13 protein-coding genes and 2 pseudogenes are annotated in these 15,778 nt (G+C 47.3%); 3 read left to right on the top strand and 12 right to left on the bottom strand.

The window, feature by feature from the left end; all coding sequences use genetic code 11:
• Positions 1-81: 81 nt before the first annotated feature.
• From GJU87_RS21665 to GJU87_RS21275, 5 genes and pseudogenes are all read right to left on the bottom strand, one after another.
• Complete coding sequence (locus GJU87_RS21665; RefSeq protein ID WP_255454230.1) at positions 82-396, bottom strand: hypothetical protein; 315 nt, start codon at positions 394-396, stop codon at positions 82-84.
• Entirely contained in the window at positions 335-607 is a 273-nt protein-coding gene (locus tag GJU87_RS21660) for a hypothetical protein (RefSeq protein ID WP_255454229.1), read from the bottom strand. Before GJU87_RS21660 ends, GJU87_RS21665 begins: the two co-directional genes overlap by 62 nt.
• Before the next feature lie 55 nt (positions 608-662).
• Positions 663-1,466 carry a hypothetical protein gene (locus GJU87_RS21530; protein WP_228492077.1) on the bottom strand — a complete coding sequence of 268 codons (804 nt, stop codon included), beginning with the start codon at positions 1,464-1,466 and terminating at the stop codon, positions 663-665.
• Positions 1,421-2,324: pseudogene (locus tag GJU87_RS21875) on the bottom strand (DUF2764 family protein). The gene GJU87_RS21530 and the pseudogene GJU87_RS21875 overlap by 46 nt, the downstream one beginning before the upstream one ends.
• Before the next feature lie 165 nt (positions 2,325-2,489).
• Positions 2,490-3,104 carry a V-type ATP synthase subunit E family protein gene (locus tag GJU87_RS21275; RefSeq protein WP_106543269.1) on the bottom strand — a complete coding sequence of 205 codons (615 nt, stop codon included), beginning with the start codon at positions 3,102-3,104 and terminating at the stop codon, positions 2,490-2,492.
• A 588-nt stretch (positions 3,105-3,692) separates the two neighbouring features.
• On the opposite strand from GJU87_RS21275, the gene GJU87_RS21270 reads away from it, so the two are divergent.
• From GJU87_RS21270 to GJU87_RS21260, 3 genes are all read left to right on the top strand, one after another.
• A complete protein-coding gene (locus GJU87_RS21270) occupies positions 3,693-4,520 on the top strand; it encodes an HAD hydrolase family protein (RefSeq protein WP_153638143.1) in 828 nt (275 codons plus the stop codon).
• 78 nt (positions 4,521-4,598) lie between these two features.
• Positions 4,599-6,794 carry a M16 family metallopeptidase gene (locus GJU87_RS21265; RefSeq protein ID WP_153641294.1) on the top strand — a complete coding sequence of 732 codons (2,196 nt, stop codon included), beginning with the start codon at positions 4,599-4,601 and terminating at the stop codon, positions 6,792-6,794.
• Positions 6,795-6,799: 5 nt separating this feature from the next.
• Positions 6,800-7,228: an insulinase family protein gene (locus GJU87_RS21260; protein ID WP_373921493.1), complete on the top strand. Its 429-nt coding sequence runs from the start codon at positions 6,800-6,802 to the stop codon at positions 7,226-7,228.
• A gap of 1,662 nt (positions 7,229-8,890) precedes the next feature.
• Here GJU87_RS21260 and GJU87_RS21255 read toward each other — a convergent pair.
• The 7 genes and pseudogenes from GJU87_RS21255 to GJU87_RS21235 form a co-directional block, all read right to left on the bottom strand.
• On the bottom strand, positions 8,891-9,061 hold the full coding sequence (locus GJU87_RS21255) for a hypothetical protein (protein WP_153638867.1): 171 nt from the start codon (positions 9,059-9,061) through the stop codon (positions 8,891-8,893).
• 74 nt (positions 9,062-9,135) lie between these two features.
• The gene (locus GJU87_RS21250; protein ID WP_153641292.1) at positions 9,136-9,297 is read right to left on the bottom strand and encodes a hypothetical protein; all 162 of its coding nucleotides are present in this window, start codon (positions 9,295-9,297) and stop codon (positions 9,136-9,138) included.
• A gap of 232 nt (positions 9,298-9,529) precedes the next feature.
• A complete protein-coding gene (locus GJU87_RS21710; RefSeq protein WP_305071375.1) occupies positions 9,530-9,751 on the bottom strand; it encodes a fibronectin type III-like domain-contianing protein in 222 nt (73 codons plus the stop codon).
• A 195-nt stretch (positions 9,752-9,946) separates the two neighbouring features.
• A pseudogene (bglX, locus tag GJU87_RS21245) lies at positions 9,947-11,640 on the bottom strand (beta-glucosidase BglX); the annotation flags it as partial.
• A 220-nt stretch (positions 11,641-11,860) separates the two neighbouring features.
• On the bottom strand, positions 11,861-12,154 hold the full coding sequence (locus GJU87_RS21520; RefSeq protein WP_228492076.1) for a fibronectin type III-like domain-contianing protein: 294 nt from the start codon (positions 12,152-12,154) through the stop codon (positions 11,861-11,863).
• Positions 12,155-12,195: 41 nt separating this feature from the next.
• The gene (locus GJU87_RS21240; protein WP_228492075.1) at positions 12,196-14,145 is read right to left on the bottom strand and encodes a glycoside hydrolase family 3 N-terminal domain-containing protein; all 1,950 of its coding nucleotides are present in this window, start codon (positions 14,143-14,145) and stop codon (positions 12,196-12,198) included.
• Complete coding sequence (locus GJU87_RS21235) at positions 14,132-15,757, bottom strand: glucoamylase family protein (protein ID WP_194831395.1); 1,626 nt, start codon at positions 15,755-15,757, stop codon at positions 14,132-14,134. Before GJU87_RS21235 ends, GJU87_RS21240 begins: the two co-directional genes overlap by 14 nt.
• Positions 15,758-15,778 lie beyond the last annotated feature (21 nt).

The raw sequence follows: 15,778 nt of genomic DNA, 5'->3' as shown, positions 1-15,778 counted from the left end.
TGTGATATTCCACCGGTACACCATCATCACCAAGAATATTGATCTGCTCACTAACTTCCTGTCCACGAAGTAGGATCGTTTTCAGTTCATTAATGGAAGCGATCCACTTGTCGCCAATACGCTTCGCAATATTTCTTCGAACTCGGGATATTCCAGGTATTTGGAATACGATTCGATTGGGTTGATGGCCGGGTAACGTTTTCCGTCGGCGCGGCTCTGCTGCAATGCATAGAAACAACGGGCCACTTTTTTGGTCGACTCAGTTACCGGCTCTTTCAGGTTACCACCGGCAGGCGATACCGTACCGATAAAGGTTACAGAACCTGATTCACCGTTATTCAGGTAAACAAAACCTGCACGGGCGTAGAAGTTGGCAATAACGGCCGAAAGGTCCATCGGGGAATGCATCCTGTCCGGGCAGCTCTTCCAAACGGTTCGACATCTCACGCAAGGCCTGAGCCCAACGGGAAGTAGAGTCGGCCATCATCAGCACCTTCAGTCCCATGGAACGATAATATTCCGAAAGGGTCATCGCGGTGTAAACCGACGCTTCACGGGCAGCAACCGGCATGTTCGAGGTGTTTGCCACGATGATGGTACGTTCCATCAGTTCCGACCCGTGTGCGGGTCATCCAGTTCGGGAAACTCGGTAAAGATTTCCACTACCGTTGGCACGCACCACAAGCAGCAATCACCACGATATCAGCTTCCGCCTGCTTCGAGATAGCGTGCTGCAATACGGTTTTACCTGTACCGAAAGGTCCGGGAATAAATCCTGTACCACCTTCTACAATCGGGTTAATGGTATCGATGGTACGAACACCGGTTTCGAGCAGTTTGAACGGACGGGGTTTTTCCCGGTAGGCAGTAATGGCTTTTTTCACCGGCCACTTCTGTACCATGGTCACGTTGTGTTCTTTGCCGTCGGCATCCACCAAGACAGCAATGGTGTCGTTTATTTTATATTCGCCTGCTTCGACAACCGATTTAACGGTGTATTTACCTTCAAACACAAATGGCACCATAATTCGGTGAGGTTTACCATTCTCGTTTACCTCACCCAGCCAGCTGGCAGCTTCCACTTCGTCGCCTGCCTTGGCCAGCGGCTTAAAGTTCCAGAGAGTGTCATCATCCAGCGGATTGGTATAATCTCCCCTTTTCAGGAAGACACCATCCATTTTGTCGAGGTCGTTTTGCAGACCATCGTAGTTTTTGGAGAGGATGCCTGGCCCGAGCGTTACTTCGAGCATATGTCCGGTGAACCGCACAGGATCACCGATTTTCAGTCCCCTGGTGCTTTCGAAAACCTGGACAAAGGCGTTGGCTCCATTGACCTTAATCACCTCAGCCATCAGGTCGGTACCGCGGGTCTGGAGGTAGCAGATTTCGTTCTGCGCTACCGGACCATCGGCTTCCACTGTCACCAGGTTGGCAATAATTCCTTTGACTTTACCTTGCGTAGACATATTCGTTGTTTACTTTTTAATTTAAATTCTTCGGGGAACTCGAACGAGTGTTGCAGTTCCTGAACAAAATCGCGGAAAATCTTCAGGCCGGTTTCCTGGCTCAGTTTCACCCATCGTTCAATCATTTCGAGTTGCAGCAGATAGGCAAGACTTTCTCTACCGTGAAATACTTGAAGAATGCATTTTCTTCGAGCCACTTCCAACGGAGTGCATCAATGCGACGTTCACGTTCATAAAGATTGGCCTCTTCAGAAATATGCAGCACGTCATCCAGGTAAGGGAAGATGGCTGCCAGACCAAAATCTTTCGAGTTGCTTTCGCGAATGGTATTGGCGATTTCGCTGTTTCCAACGATAGCCGGCCCCAGATCCAGGTCATAGTTCCGGCAGTTGATAGCGGTCAGGATATTCTGCACATTCAGATTGAAGGCAAACCAGCTGCTAAAGAATTCATTCCGGCATTTCAGGGCATCGTCGTAATAGAGCGTTGCCAGCTGATCTTCCCACGCCATATCGGGGAACAGCGGTTTTTCTTCGAGCCAGGCAGGAATAAACTCTTTAAAGTACACCGGAATTCGCTCATCTTTCGGATTTCTTCCTCCTTCACCATCCGAAGGATTTCAGTGAAGTCATCCTGAGTTAGATTTCCCCGGTCGTCAAGTTTAGCCTCGGCATCTTTCAGGTATGCTATCAGGTTCAGGTTGTCGAATTTCCGGTAGAAGAGTTTGATCAACTCAAAATCGCCTTCCGACAAGTTGGCACGCAACTCCTCCTTGAACTCCTTCAAATCGAAGTTCTGTTTGTTGTCATCTATGCGAATTTCGGGAAGCCCGGCAACCAGACAGTAATATTTTTTCATTCGAAATGGTTTTCCAAAACAAACAGCCTGCCGGATTCAGTAAAAATGATTTTTATTCCTTGATTTGCTGAGCAAAAGTATGGAACAGGAATCCTGGCCCGGTTGGTTGTCTCATTCGTAAAAGGTTCTCATCCAAAAGCACTGGGTACTAACCCTGTGTTCTTATTACTTTTCGAAAAGAAGTTCAACGATTTTCGGACGCAAGAACTCTTTGAAGAAGTTGATGAAATCCTCATCAGTAAAGCTAACCTTGTAGCTTCCGTCGGCCGGAGCCACCTGGAAACCAGCTTTCAGGTCATTTACTGTTTCGATAGAAAAACCTTTATCGAGCACGCCTTTTGCAGTACCGGCAAAGTAATCGCTGATGGCTTTTTCGTCCTCTTTGGGGATGAGAACCTGCATGTCGATGGTTTCATCGTTATGTACAGCCCAGTTTTTCACAGCAGTTTCGATGGCTTTCTGGATAAACTTGGTATCCCCCATCGCTGCTTTTACTTCGGAAGTAGTAATGGTACCGTTAATGATACCGACGAGTTCTTGCTTCAGGGCATCAACTGCCTGGCGGGAAGCCAGCTTGAGTTCGGATTTGGTGTTTTGATCGAATTCGGCTGATTTTTTCTCGGCATCAGAAACGATATTCTCAGCTTTCTTCTTTGCTTCAGCCAAAATTTTCTCTGCCTCCGCACGGGCATCGGACACAATTTTTTCGGCCTCCTCGTTTCCTTTCGAGATTCCTTCCTGATAAATCTTATCAGTCAGCTCTTGAAGTCTGTTGTCCATATCTATTAGTTATTTTTGTATGCATTGATTTTGGTTGTCTACACGCCAAAAATTTGAATTCGAAAGATACAATTCCCCTGACAAAAAAAAGAAGAGAAAATACAGGTTGTAATGTCATCAACGAACCGAACAACATCCCTTAAAATCTATATGCTCCGAGCCTTCTTCGGTCAAATACCATCGCCACGGTAACCCCGGCCCGATCGCTCACCGACAAAGAAATGATAAAACACGGTAACTTAATTTCTTCCGGCGCCCGAATTTAACAATTTTTTAACAACCCGGAAACATATTTCACCCTAAAAGACTCCCCTTCTTTAACGGCTAAATCTTTCAAATTATGTTATATAATCAAACCTCTGTTAAAATTTTAAAGTTTCACTTTTAAACCTTCTTCAGGAATTGTAACTTCAACCATTCTGCCGGCAAAATTATTTTTTCGGCACGTTGTTTGCTGGCTGCTTGACGCAGGCTGGCGTCAGATAAACATTCGGAAAGACTATTGGTTTTTGGGAAATTTTAACTTTTCAGGCCCAAAATTCTTAACCCATTGATTATCTAATATAATTTCGATTATTTTTTTTTCAAATGACAGAAATAAAAATGGTGATAACCGACCTGGACGGCACGCTGTTGCAGGCAGATCATTCCATCAGTAAAGCAGACTACGCAACACTGGTAGAGTTGGGAAAATTGGGAATATGCCGGGTAGCAGCCACCGGAAGAAATCTGATGAAGGTAAAACAGGTACTTACGCCCGATATGCCGTTTGATTTTGTCATCTTCAGCTCTGGTGCAGGTTTGATTAACTGGAAACAACAAAAGTTGCTGATGGCCATGAGTATTCCGGCCGATGAAGCAGGAGAAATTATTCAGTTTCTGATGGCCGAAAAACTCAACTTCAAAGTTTCGCGCGAAATTCCGGACAATCACCATTTTGCCTGGTGGAGAAGTAACCCCTGTGAAGAATTTGAACGTTACCTCAATTACCACAAGGTGTTGGGAGACGCGGTTCAATTAAAAGAAAACGATGCTTTTCCCATTTCCCAGGTTTTAATATTTCTTCCGCGCGACGCAGAACATTTTGACGTCATCAAGCAAAAAGTACTGAAGCAATTTCCGCACGTTAGTGTTATACGGGCCACTTCGCCGCTACATCCCGATTTCACCTGGATGGAAATCTTCCCGGAAGGAGTTACCAAAGCACACGGTGTGGAAGCGGTCTGCCAGTTAACAGGTATTCCCAAAGAAAATACGCTGGGTATCGGAAACGATTTTAACGATATGGAATTGCTCGATTACACCCGGCTTTCGTATGTTGTCGACAATGCACCAGACGAATTGAAGTTTCGTTACCGGAACAGCCGGGCTCACCATGAAGACGGATTTTCGTATGCTGTTCGACAACATTTGTAACGAATTAGCCAAACACTATACCAATTGTGAAACACCCACAAAAATCATATTAATTATTTATTCCAAGACAAATTGCTTATGAAAAAGTTAATCCTTGGTCTGTTGACCATTTTTTTGGCGATGGGTTCTTATGCCCAGGTGCCGGATTTAAAAGCTAAAATTCCTTTTGATCCGAAGACGGACAAAGGTGTATTGAAAAACGGACTAACCTATTATGTTCGGGCCAACCACACCCCGAAAAACCGTGCAGAATTGATGCTGGTTGTATCAGCCGGCTCCATTCTCGAAGATGACGACCAACAGGGACTCGCCCACTTTTGCGAGCACATGAGCTTCAACGGGACCAAAAATTTCCCCAAAAATGAGCTCGTGAATTATTTCGAATCCATCGGTATGGAATTCGGACCGGAAATCAATGCTTACACCGGCTTCGACCAGACTGTGTACATGTTGAAAGTACCACTCGACAGCGCTAAATATATGAACAAAGGCCTGCAGGTTCTTTACGACTGGGCTTCCCAGGTGACCGATTCGAACGACGAAATTAACAAAGAACGTGGTGTCATTCACGAAGAGTGGCGCGGCGGACAAGGTGCACAGCAGCGCATGATGAAACAGTGGCTGCCGGTGTTCTTCAAAGATTCACATTATGCCGACCGTTTACCTATCGGGAAAATGTCGGTCGTCGACAGTTGTCCTCCGTCAGCTGTTCGTCGTTTCCGCAACGACTGGTATCGTCCCGATCTGCAAGCTGTCATTGTTGTGGGCGATTTCGACCAGAAAAAAATGGTTCAGGAGGTAAAAGAGAAATTCTCTCAAATTCCGATTCACAAAAACGAACGCAAAAAGCCTTCATACGATGTTCCTTTCCAAAAAGGTACCCTCATCAAAGTCGTCACCGACCCCGAAGCAACCTATTCTTCAGCTAATTTGTACATCAAGCATCCCATGGAGCTCGACACAACCGTTGGTGGCTACCGCGAAATGATGATGCACAGCCTGTACAACAGCATGATCAATGCTCGTTTGTCGGAAATTGCGCAAAAAGAAAATCCTCCGTTTGTATTTGCACGCTCCAGCTATGGCGGCTTGGTCGGCCCGGTGGATGTTTATTCCTCCATGGTCGTTACCCATCCGGGAAAAATTCCGGAAGGATTGAAAGCCGTGCTTATCGAGAACCAGCGAGTGAAAGATTATGGCTTTACCGAAAGTGAATTGAAGCGTGCAAAAGCGTCGATGATGAGCTCGATGGAAACCGCTTACAACGATCGTGACAAACGCCAATCTATCAGTATTGCCAACGAATACAGCCGCAACTTTCTGGAGCGGAAAGAGCCCGTTCCGGGACTTGACAAGGAGTATCAGTATTATAAGGAATTGATGCCAACCATTACCCTGGCTGACGTGGACGCCCTTGCGAAAAAATGGTTGACACCGGATAACCGCGTGGTAATTATCACCGCTCCGGACGTGAAAGGCGTTCCGGTTCCGACCAACGACGATGTCAAAAAGCTTCTGGCGGAAGTAGACACGGCTAAAATCAAGCCATATAAAGATCAGGTTTCCGATGCACCGCTGATGCCTGAACAACCAACTCCTGGTAAGATTGTCAGCGAGAAGAAAATTCCGGAAGTAAATGCAGAAGAGTGGACACTTTCCAATGGTGCCAAAGTCATTCTGAAGAAAACGGATTTCAAAGATGACGAAATTCTTTTCTCAGCTTACGGACCGGGTGGATATTCGGTTTACTCGCCATCGGACGACGTTTCCACTGATTTTGCAGCTACCATCATGCAGATGAGCGGACTTTCTGACTTTACGGCTCCCGAGCTGGACAAAAAACTGGCCGGCAAAGTAGCAAATGTCGATCCGTTTATCCGCCAGATTACTCAAGGGTTCCAGGGGTCTTCTTCGAAAAAGGATGTTGAAACGCTGATGAAACTGGTGAACCTCTATTTCACTCATCCGCGCGTTGACCAATCGGCCTTCAACTCTTTCATGACCCGGATGGAGAGTCAGCTCGACAACCGGAAAGCTTCTCCGGAAGCGGCCTTCTCCGATACCTTCCGCGTGGTTGCCAGCAATTACAGTCCGTGGGTTCGTCCTTTGACAAAACAAACCCTGAAAGAGGCGAATTTCGATCGCATCAAGGCTATCGATAAAGACCGGTTTTCCAATGCAGGCGATTTCAAATTCATCTTTGTTGGTAACATCGACTTCGACAAAATGAAACCTGGTAGAAACTTACCTGGCTTCGTTGCCTACAACCGGTAAAACCGATCACTGGAAGGATTTGGTATCCGTCCAAAAGGTGCTGTCGAAAGAAAGTATATAAAGGAACCGAACCGAAAAGTATTCAGTACATCCAATTCCATGGTAAGCTGAACTACGATACGAAAGACATCGTTGAACTCGACGCATTGGCTAAAATTCTCACCACCCGTTTGCTGGAAAGCATTCGCGAGGACAAATCCAGTGTATATTACATCGGAGCACAACCTTCGTTCAATAAACTTCCGGAACCGGAATATACCATGACGATTTATTATGGTACCGCTCCGGAGAAAATTGACACACTGAAAACAGCTGTTTTCGATGAATCAAGGATCTGCTCAAAAATGGTCCGTCTCAGGAAGAAGTACACAAAGCAATGGAAAAGATGTTGCGTGAGCGTGAAACCAATCTCCGTGAAAACAGCTACTGGCTGAGCGCACTGAAATCGTACTACCTGAATCATGACGGTGATTTCTCAACCTTCAACCAGTTCAATAGGTAAATGCCCTGAATCCAAAAGAATTGCAGAAGGCAGCCAAATGGGTTTGGGATTTCAACAACTACATAAGTGTTGCGTTGCTTCCTGAAAAAGGAACAAAAGACAAATAACCGGCATTCCCGATAGGATAAAAAAGAAGGTGTCCCCGAGGTAGCTCTGCAGTTTCCAAACGCTGGAGTTAACCGACAGGGACACCTTTTTTGCATCCGAAAATTCGTTTTAGGACGAAATGCTTTCAGTCTCTGCCACATCCCACCGATACCCGCGTGTAGCAGTAAGTACCCCGCACGAAGCAACACACGACTGACTGGTAGCAAGCCGTGCCGTATGTGTAGCAACAAGACTGACAGGTAGCAGGCCACGCCGTATGTGTAGCAACGCACCACTGACCTGTAGCAGCCCATGCCGCACGTGTAGCAATTGACCTCTCCTAAATATTTTTTGACCTCCCCTAAAATAGCTTGACAGATTTATATACTTAATTGGTGAGTCCGGTTGCTTGTTATTTCGTAACAACTGGATTCCAAATATACTTCTTTTTATCTTCCTGCCCGGTCCGTCGTTTGTAAGAGTAAAACCTGAAAACAGAGTTCAGATTGTTTCTAAAAACCCTGAAGTAGCCGGAAACTCTCCTGTTATTCCTGTTCTCTCATCACAGGTTTTCTCTTACACCGGGTTCGTTCGACAGATTTTTATGTATCACCTGATTCACGCTTCAACGGATAGGACCGCTTTTTCCAGTGTTTCTTTAATGTTCCGGTTTGCTTATGTGCATCAGTGGGGAACATCATGTCCACACTACGATGCGCCGTTTATGATTGTATTTGTATACAGCGATTTTTACCGCTTCCAGGGCTGCGTGATAATCGGCAAAGTATCCTGTAAGCTGTACTCTCCCTTTAAAATACCATTAACACGTTCGGCTACCGCATTTTCATAAGGGTCTCCGTTTTCGGTCATTGATATGCCGATTTTAGCTCCCTCAGGTAGTTCACGTAATCATTGCAGCAATACTGAATCCCCCTGTCGGAGTGATGAATCAGGTTCGGCTTTACACCTTCGCCGGCAACGGCCATTCTTAGGGCATTTAAGCCCCTTCACTGGTCAGGTCGGGCCAGAGGCTCCATCCGACAATTTTCTTCGAATAGGCATCGGTTACCAGGGACAGGTAGACAAACCCTTTTTCAGTTCGCAGGTAGTAATATCACTGACCCAGAGTCTGCCTGAAACTGACCAGTTCGATATCCCGGATTAGATTGGGATATTTACGGTAAAAATGGTTCGAATTAGTGGTTTTCGGCCCCGCTTACGGCGCCGCACCAACAAACCGTGCTCCCCGAGCAGGTTGAAAAACTTGTCTCTTCCGTATTTGATATTGTGTTCCTGTAGTGTGGAAGCCAGTAATAACAAAAGGAGTTTCTCTGCTCCCATGCGGGGATGTTCGCGGCGAAGTATTTTACCTGCTTTAAAATGAACACCTCCTGCATTTGTTTTACTGAGTGACGCTTTTTGCTATCGTACCAGGCCTGGCGGCTAAACCCAAACAGTTCACACAGTACCGATTTGGATACCAACGGGTACATGTGTGCCAGTACTTCTACTGTTTGGGGCCAGACTTTTTTCGAATCTCTAATTTGTAGTCCTGCTCAGCAATGTCAATTATCGTATTCAGGCCCACATTTTTCATCTTCGCCAGTTCAAGCTGTTTTTCCAGCTCTTTGATACGCTTCTCCAGCGCTTTTACATCTGTTCTTTCTTTTCCACTCATCGCCTGTAAAGATAAGTGAATATCATCGGAATAACGTTCCTGCCAGTTCCTGATAATGCGCCGGTACTGGGAACCTAATCAAACCGGTCGCGTGCCTGCTGAAAACTCATCTTTTCTGCATCTATCTGGCCGACCAACCAGCGCCTGAAACTAACTTCGTAAGCATTGTAATTAATCGGTTTTTCCTGAAATCCTTCCATGTGATCGCTTAACATGGCCTCTTTTCCTTTCTTCATTTTCCTGACTTTTTACGTCAAGCTATTTCAGGACAAGACAAGTCGCCAGATGCACATTGACAGTCGCCAGATTGACATTAACACTCGTCAAATACACATTGACAGTCGCCAAATGCACTTTAACAATCGCCAAATACACATTGACAGTCGCCAGATGCACATTAACAAAAAAAACCGGCTGACATTACGCCAACCGGTTCAGTGTTTAGTAGTCTATGATAAAAAATCCAATCTATTTCACTAATGTAAATGCTGCTTCTTTCACATCGTCGGAAGCGCCGCCGACAAATACCTTGAAGTCGCCGGGTTCGGCCCCCCAGGTCATATCCTTGCGGTAGAAAGAAAGATCGTTCATGGTCAAATCGAAAGTGACGGTTTTGCTTTCACCCTTTTTCAGGAATATTCTCCGGAAACCCTTCAGTTCTTTCACCGGACGGGTAACACTACCCACCATGTCGCGGATGTACAGCTGAGCCACTTCGGTTCCGTCGTATTTACCGGTATTGGTAATGTTCACACTTACGTGAAGAGTGTCGCCCATGGCCAGTTTCGCCGTACTTAATTCCGGTTCGGTATAACTGAATGTCGTATAACTCAATCCATGACCGAAGGCAAACTCCGGCGTATTCGGTGTAAACAGATACCGTGAACGGTATTTCTGTTCTTTTCCGGTTTTGGTATAAGGACGACCGGTATTTTTCGCGCTGTAATAAATCGGAATCTGACCGGTAATCCGCGGGAAAGTCATCGGCAATTTACCCGACGGGTTGTATTTTCCCGAAAGGACATCGGCCAAAGCAGGGGCTCCTTCTGTTCCGGGGAACCAGGCTTCCAGCATCGCATCGGTCATGGGCACCTCTTTGTCGAGCGCCAACGGACGACCACTCATCAGTACCACAACCACCGGCTTCCCGGTTTTGTGGATGGCTTCCAGCAATTCGGACTGAATATGCGGCAGATTGATGTGCGCACGACTGGCAGCTTCACCGCTCCATTCAGCCGATTCGCCCAACACCATCACCACCACATCGGAACGACGAGCAGCTGACACAGCGGAAGCAAATCCGGAACGGTTATCGCCACGCAGGTCACATCCTTTGGCATACCGGATATTCTGCCTGCCAAACTGGTCTTCCATCGCTTCCTTCACGGTTTTGTTGATTTTCCAGTCGCCGGCTGCATGCCACGAGCCCAGCAGGTCGCGCTGCGAATTAGCCAACGGGCCAATCAACGCAATTCGCTGACCTTTTTTCAACGGAAGTGTTTCCTTATCATTCTTCAGCAATACCATTGACTCGCGGGCCATCTGGCGGGCCAGTGTCATATGATATTTCGAATAGGTCAGCTTCTTCTCACGCTTGTTACTGAAATATTTATACGGATCGGCAAACAGTCCCAAGCGGAATTTAATCCGCAACACACGACGTACCGCATTATCAATTTCCTCTTGCGTTACGCGGCCTTCCTTTAGCAATTCTTTCAGGTATTTAGAATAAGTTCCGCCCTGCATATCCATGTCTACACCGGCGTTCATCGCCAAGGCAGCTGCATCTTTCTCATCTTTGGCAATGCCATGAGGCACCAGCTCGTTAATCGCCGTGTAGTCGGTTACCACGAAGCCATTAAAGCCCCACTCCTTGCGCAGAATATTGGTCATCAGGAAATGGCTGGCCGTTGCCGGAACACCGTTCAAATCGTTAAACGAAGTCATCACTGTACCGGCACCGGCATCAACTGCAGCCTTATAAGGAGGCAGATAAACATCCCGGAGTTTCCGTTCCGACATATCAACGGTATTGTAATCGCGGCCGGCTTCCGGGGCACCGTAAGCAGCAAAGTGTTTCACACAGGCCACAACCGTAGTGTCTGAGGCCAAATTGGTTCCCTGGAAACCATGCACACGCGCGGCAGCAATTTTACTTCCGAGGTACGGATCTTCACCAGCACCTTCCGATACGCGCCCCAGCGAGGGTCACGGGCAATGTCACACATCGGGGCATAAGTCCACTGAATACCGGCAGCAGCAGCTTCGGCAGCAGCAGCAGATGCCGTTTTCTGAATCGATTTTAAATCCCACGAAGCCGCTTCACCCAACGGAATCGGGAAGATGGTTTTCTGTCCGTGGATAACATCGTAACCAAACAGCAACGGAATTTTCATCCGGGTTTGTTCCATCGCAATCTTCTGCAATTTCCGGTTGTAATCCGGCGAAAAAGCGTTGAAGATATTTCCGCATTTCCCGGCTTTTATGTCATTAATGTAATTCTCGTTCATGCTCGGCCCGGTTTTATCCCAGCCGCTGGAGTACAGCGTAAGCTGCCCAATTTTCTCATCCAGCGTCATCATCGACAGTACCGAGTCGACTTTGTGCGTAATTACCGGCTCGTCGAAATACTTCGATGCTTCGTCTTTTTTCGCAACCTTATTATTAACAGGCTGCTGACAGGACGACAGGAACAAAACCGCTCCCGCAGTCAGTAACATCGTCAGTTTTTGTGTCATCTTTTTCACTATTGTTCTAATTTCAGGTTCATAATTCATCGTTGTCTTCTCACCAGAAATATCAAGGCTTTTTCAGTGTAAAACCGGCCGAATTGGTCACTTCGGAACTGCTTCCTACCATCACGTCGAAAGTACCCGGTTCGGTCTTCCACTTCATATCTTTATCCAGAATTGCCAAATCCTTTCGCGTCAACCGGAACGTGATTTCCTTCACCTCTCCCGGAGCTAACCGGACTCGTTTAAAACGCCGCAATTGTTTTACCGGAGGACTCACATTGGCGACTTGCTGATGCGTGTACAGCTGCACCAGCTCCGTACCCACGCGTTCCCCGGTATTGATAACAGAAACCGACACTTTCAGTGTATCGTTCCAATTCAGATTCTGTGTATTCAGTTTTACCGGCGAAATAGAAAATTCGTATAACTCAATCCGTAACCAAACGGATAAAGCGGTGTATTGGGCATGTCCACGTAACGGGTCGTGTATTTATCATTCGGATTAAACGGCCGCCCAGTATTCAGATGACTGTAAAAGATGGGCACCTGTCCGACACTTCTCGGGAAAGTGACCGGCAATTTTCCCGACGGATTGTAATCGCCAAACAGCACATCCGCAATGGCATTTCCACCTTCGGTACCCGGAAACCAGGTTTCCAGAATGCCCGGCACATGGTCATTCAGCCAGTTTACAGCCAACGGCCTGCCATTGACCAAAACAGCTACCACTGGTTTGCCGGTCTTCACAACAGCTTTCACCAGGTCGAGTTGGTTACCAGGCAACTGCAATGAAGCACGGCTGTCGCCTTCTCCGCACATGTCGTTGTTTTCCCCGAGCACCAGCACTACCACATCAGCGTTTTGGGCTGCCCGAACAGCTTCCGGGAAACCGCTTTCCGAACTGGTATTGTAATCAGTTCCTTTCGCATAAATTACTTTCGTCCATGGCGAAACGGCCTTTTTAATTCCCTGCAGCACGGTCACCACATCTTCCGGCCGGGCCAGTGCATGAACCGGCCCTAATAAGTTATCCTGAGTATCAGCAGCGGGACCAATCACAGCAATAGACTGAAGTTTCTTGCTTAGCGGTAAAATATTTTTTTCGTTTTTCAGCAATACAAATGTCTTGCAAGCCACTTTCCTCGCTGCTTCGCGATGGCTTGCCGGCAGAACATTATTGGCCACCAATGTGGAGTCGCTATAGCGGAACGGATTATCGAACAATCCCAGTTCGAACTTCATGGTCAGCACTTTTCGCACCGCATTGTCCAACACCGATTCCGGTATTTTACCTTCCTTTACGAGTTTGGGTAAATTCTCGAGGTACGAACCACTGTGTAAATCCATATCGACACCCGCTTTCATCGCCAGTTCGTCGGCTTGTGCCGCAGAAGCCGCTACACCATGCTCCTGAAGTTCTGTCACCGCATCGTAATCCGAAACCACAATTCCATTAAAGCCTATTTCTTTGCGGAGAATATCCTGCAGCAAAAAGTGGTTGGCCGTTACAGGCACACCGTTGAATGATACAAAGGCTGGCATTACGGCTCCAATTCCAGCTTTAACAGCCGCTTCGAACGGAGGCAGGTAAACGGAACGCAACTCCCGTTCCGACATATTCACCGTGTTGTAGTCACGGCCTGCTTGCACTGCGCCGTACCCTACGAAATGTTTCGCGGTAGCCATCATGGTATGAGGTGATGCAAGGCTTTCGCCCTGATATCCTTTCACAGCAGCCGCTGCCATTAGCGAACCGAGATACGGATCTTCGCCGGCGCCCTCTACTATTCTGCCCCAACGCGGATCGCGGGCTATGTCAATCATCGGGTTGAACGTCCAGCTCACACCTGATGCCGTTGCCTCAACGGCCGAAATACTATCGGTTTTTCGGGTTAAGTCGGGGTCCCACGAAGCAGCCAACGCCAACGGAACCGGGAAACCTGTCTGGAAACCGTGGATGACATCCCCCATGAACAGCAACGGAATCTTCAGCCGCGACTGCATCGCCAGTTTTTGCATTTGGCGGGTGTAACGGCCCACATTTCTACCTGGAAGAACTCCGTTAGTTCCACCCAGTTTACCTTCCTTAACCAGCTGTTTCAGGTTCGGATGATCTGCTCCCAAAATACAGAGTTGACCAGCCTTCTCTTCCAGCGTCATCAATGACAAAATGGAATCCACTTTGTGCGCAATCACCGGATCGGTGAAGTACCGCCGCCCCGGTTGGACCGTTTTCGACTCCTGCTTCCCGGAAGGCTGGCAACCGACCATCGCCAACATGATTACGGCTAAAGCAGCAATCGCCCGCACTCCGATTCTTCGACTCTTCCCCGGTTTACTTGGTTTCATTTACTTGAATGGGTTTATTATCAATGGTAAAATCCAAACGTTTCAACCCTCTCAGCACATCTTCATTTTTCATGAATGAGTTCCAGACCAAGCCTGAACGGTAATTTTCGATCATCACCACAATCGGCCCCTGATCGATGGCCAGGTAGGTTTTGCGCACGTGGTCTTCCGGCTTATTTCCAACCGAAAGATTAATTCCATCGTAGAAGCCGAACGGGCCAAACAGATACTTTCCGTAATTCCGGTAGAGGTTTTTCAATACTTTCATCGATTCGTTCGGAGTGTACGGCATTGATGACAGTGCTGCCGTTGGTGTGATTGTTCCCAAATCACGTTGGAAACCCGGAGCGTGCGCCGTGTATCCATCCGGGACTTTATCGCCGGCTGTGAGTCCCCAGAAATCAGGGCCGTAGCCTTTCCATCCGTATGGGTTATCGATGCAGTACGCACGATTAATCAATGTCTGCCGCCGGTTTTGCTGCCAATAATTGGCATACCGGTCGCGCAAGCCTTTTGGATTCAATCCCATGTACGAATAGTGAGCAAAGAACAACGGACCGCCCATCCATTTGCGGTTTCCCAATGGAAGCATCATGCCGTAATAAGTGGAATTATTGGCGAATGTGTCCCAGTTGTTCCCGGCCCAGCCTTTGTGATAAACGTCCGGAGAAATGGCATGGTCGGGTGACGAAGCCGCCAGAATATAGGTAATCAGACATTCGTTGTACCCATGAATGGGATGATTCATTTTCCAGCCATAATCGGGAGACCAGTGCCAGTACAGAACATCCTGACCACGGGTATAGAAGTCCCAATCCATCGATTTCCACAGATCGGTAATTTGCTGTTGCAGAAATTTCTCTTTGGGAGTCGAATGATTGAAAAACTGACGGGCTGCCAGCAGGCCTTCCATCATAAAGGAAGATTCGACAATATCGCCACCGTCATCGTATTTACTAAAATGATAAGCTTTTTGTGTATCGGCATTGTACCAGTGTGCCCACATTCCATGAAAACGGTCGGTTGTTTTGAGAAATTTGGTGAGGTTCAACAACCGGTCGACCGCCTGTTCGCGGGTAATCCAGCCGTGTTTCACTCCCACCATCAAGGCCATTACGCCAAACCCGGAGCCGCCGATAGTAACGATATCGCCATCCGGATGATTATCGCGTTCGCGGGCCATTCCCAAATCGGCCCGGCCAAAGTTCCAGAAATAACGGAAGGTATATTTTTGCACCATGTTCATGAGCTCCTTATCGGTAAAATCATGAATCGATGCATTGGCCTCTACCGTTTCGGAAGTGAGTTCTTTTCCTTTCCGGCTAACCGGAACCAGTTTATATTTTAGAGAGATGTTTCGCCCCAAATCCGTTACAAAATCGAGGTAATAGTTATTCTTCGTTTCAGTGCGCAACTGGTAAGCGCTGTCGGTTGCTGCATACAAACGGTAGGAGACAGCATTTTTCAAATCGGGCCAGCGTAACTCGACGTGGCTGTCATATCCTTTAGCTGTAAAATGGTCAGGTTTGGTGAGGTATTGGTTGAGATGATCCTGTGCCGAAACGCTTTTCACCAGCAGGAGAATGATAATGATACTGAAGATTTTTTTCATTAGATGAACACTTTTTCTGCC

It is taken from the genome of Prolixibacter sp. NT017 (assembly GCF_009617875.1).
Classification (GTDB): Bacteria; Bacteroidota; Bacteroidia; order Bacteroidales; family Prolixibacteraceae; genus Prolixibacter.
The sequence above is the reverse complement of the archived record's forward strand: the minus strand, read 5'-3'. Positions and strand labels throughout refer to the sequence as shown.

Bases quoted from the DNA above. Each gene is read 5' to 3' on its own strand.
- GJU87_RS21665 (WP_255454230.1), bottom strand. From the start codon at position 396: ATGGACCTTTCGGCCGTTATTGCCAACTTCTACGCCCGTGCAGGTTTT.
- GJU87_RS21660 (WP_255454229.1), bottom strand. From the start codon at position 607: ATGGAACGTACCATCATCGTGGCAAACACCTCGAACATGCCGGTTGCT.
- GJU87_RS21530 (WP_228492077.1), bottom strand. From the start codon at position 1,466: ATGTCTACGCAAGGTAAAGTCAAAGGAATTATTGCCAACCTGGTGACA.
- GJU87_RS21275 (WP_106543269.1), bottom strand. From the start codon at position 3,104: ATGGACAACAGACTTCAAGAGCTGACTGATAAGATTTATCAGGAAGGA.
- GJU87_RS21270 (WP_153638143.1), top strand. From the start codon at position 3,693: ATGACAGAAATAAAAATGGTGATAACCGACCTGGACGGCACGCTGTTG.
- GJU87_RS21265 (WP_153641294.1), top strand. From the start codon at position 4,599: ATGAAAAAGTTAATCCTTGGTCTGTTGACCATTTTTTTGGCGATGGGT.
- GJU87_RS21255 (WP_153638867.1), bottom strand. From the start codon at position 9,061: ATGAGTGGAAAAGAAAGAACAGATGTAAAAGCGCTGGAGAAGCGTATC.
- GJU87_RS21250 (WP_153641292.1), bottom strand. From the start codon at position 9,297: ATGAAGAAAGGAAAAGAGGCCATGTTAAGCGATCACATGGAAGGATTT.
- GJU87_RS21710 (WP_305071375.1), bottom strand. From the start codon at position 9,751: ATGGTGGGTAGTGTTACCCGTCCGGTGAAAGAACTGAAGGGTTTCCGG.
- GJU87_RS21240 (WP_228492075.1), bottom strand. From the start codon at position 14,145: ATGAAACCAAGTAAACCGGGGAAGAGTCGAAGAATCGGAGTGCGGGCG.
- GJU87_RS21235 (WP_194831395.1), bottom strand. From the start codon at position 15,757: ATGAAAAAAATCTTCAGTATCATTATCATTCTCCTGCTGGTGAAAAGC.